This is a genomic window from Candidatus Accumulibacter vicinus (genome assembly GCF_000584955.1).
In the GTDB taxonomy this organism is placed as follows: domain Bacteria; phylum Pseudomonadota; class Gammaproteobacteria; order Burkholderiales; family Rhodocyclaceae; genus Accumulibacter; species Accumulibacter vicinus.
In genome coordinates this window covers 290,268-292,061 of record NZ_JDSS02000024.1, presented here as the reverse complement: position 1 = coordinate 292,061, position 1,794 = coordinate 290,268, and the positions used below count along the sequence as shown (strand labels likewise).

The following is a 1,794-nucleotide window of genomic DNA, read 5'->3' as shown; positions in this document are numbered from 1 at the left end:
GCAGCGGCCAGGGAGGGCCGCCCGGTCGCCGCCGCTCCGGTTGCCGAGAATCTGACGCAATCCCTGATGCTGACACTCGAAGAAGCGGCGGCGGGTTGCCTGAAAAACATCGAACTGCTGCATCACATTCGCTGTGCGAACTGCCGTGGCAGCGGTCGGTTGCAGCACAAGCACTCGCTGCCTTGTCCGCGTTGCAACGGTTGCGGTCGGGTCGCTCGCAAAGGTGGCGGTACGAGCTTGTGCGAAGGATGCGCCGGGCGCGGTTATCTGCGCGAGACGGACTGCAGCGATTGCGCGGGCAGTGGCTGGCGCCAGGAATGGCGAACGCTGGCCGTGCGCGTGCCAGCGGGGCTGCGCGACGGCGAGCGACTGCGCCTGGCCCGACAGGCGCCACCGGTGCCCGGCAACGCCATCGCGGGCGACCTCTACCTTGAAATCAGCCTGGCCGCACATCCGCTGTTCGTCCTCGATGGCCATGATCTGCATTGTCAACTGCCCGTGAGCATTTTCCGCCTGCTTGGCGGTGGCCGTGTCGAGGTGCCGACCCTGCGCGGCACGACCTGCTTCGAACTGCCGCCGCAGCGCTCGCTTGAACAGCGCCTGCCGGGCCTGGGTTTTCCACACAGACAGGGTGCTGCGGTCGGCGATCTGGTGTTGCATCTGCAGTGCATCTGCCCGCAGGCGGTTGGCCCCGAGGATCTGGCGCTGCTTGAACGACTCGAAATGCATCTGGCGGCCAACATCGAGCAACGAGCGCCGCAACTCGCTGCCTGGGAACGCCAGTTGCGTGCTCGCCGCCAGCCGGGCGACGTTTGAGCGGTCTACAAGTGGCGGCCGACCAACGTCAGATAGGGCAGGGCGACGAAAGGCCAGAAACTGGCGACCCAGCGCGTGAGGCCGTTGAAGTTGAGGAAGTGTCCTTGTCGCCAGGTTGCCAGCGCCGCTTCCGAGTAGGGGTTGGCCGGCGTCAGATTGACCAGCGCGCTGCCGGCCATCAGCGCCACGCCAGCCAACGCGATACGGATGGGCGCCGGCAGCAGCAGCAGCAGCGAGAGCAGCACGCCACCGATCAGCAGCCCGAGCTCGGCACCCGGCGTCAGCCAGGCAAACGCCTCCTGTGGAGCCACCAGGACCGCGGCGGCAAACGTTCTGATGGCCAGGGCGAGTACGAAGAAGAGCAGCAGCGCGAGATGCGGCGCGGCCTGGTCGGCCAGCAGCGTGCGTGCAAAAAGGCCGATGACGATGGTGTTAAGCGCGATGACGCCGGCTTCGAGAATGAAGAACGAGTGCGCCGCGTAGGGAACCGCTGGCGTCAGTTCGAGCACGCTGCGCAGATCGCCGGTGGTGAACAGCAGGGTTTCCGGAGAGAGCTGCGTCAACAGCCAGGTGCCGAGCAGCACCAGACCGAGTTCGAGGTGCTCCAGCGGCGCCAGCAGGGTCTGCTGGATCTCGCCGATGCGCCGGAAGATTTGCCGGCCTCTGGAGAATGCGATCACTGCGCCGATGGCAGTACCGACGGTGTTGCAAACCAGGTCGAGGTTCGAAGACACGCGTGCAGGCAACCAGTTCTGCAGGAATTCCATGGCCAGACTCAGCAGGCTGCCGAGCAGGAGCGCGACGAGGGTTGCGGTCCAGCGCCCGCCGGGCAGTCGGCGTAGCGCCAGCGCCACCAGAAAGCCCAGCGGCACGTAGGCAACGACGTTGACCATCAGGTCGAAAACTGTCCAGTAACGCGGCCAGGCTGCGTCAATGAACTCCAGCGGCGAGACGCCGAGGTTGCGCCAGTTGGCGAAG

Annotated in this window: 2 protein-coding genes; one reads left to right on the top strand and one right to left on the bottom strand. The window is 66.1% G+C overall.

The genetic code is table 11. From position 1 onward, the window contains the following. On the top strand, positions 1-816 hold an 816-nt coding region (locus CAPSK01_RS11925; RefSeq protein ID WP_273703571.1), incomplete at its 5' end, for a DnaJ C-terminal domain-containing protein. Between the two features lie 5 nt (positions 817-821). Here CAPSK01_RS11925 and CAPSK01_RS11920 read toward each other — a convergent pair. Further along, on the bottom strand, positions 822-1,794 hold a 973-nt coding region (locus CAPSK01_RS11920), incomplete at its 5' end, for a VanZ family protein (RefSeq protein WP_273703570.1).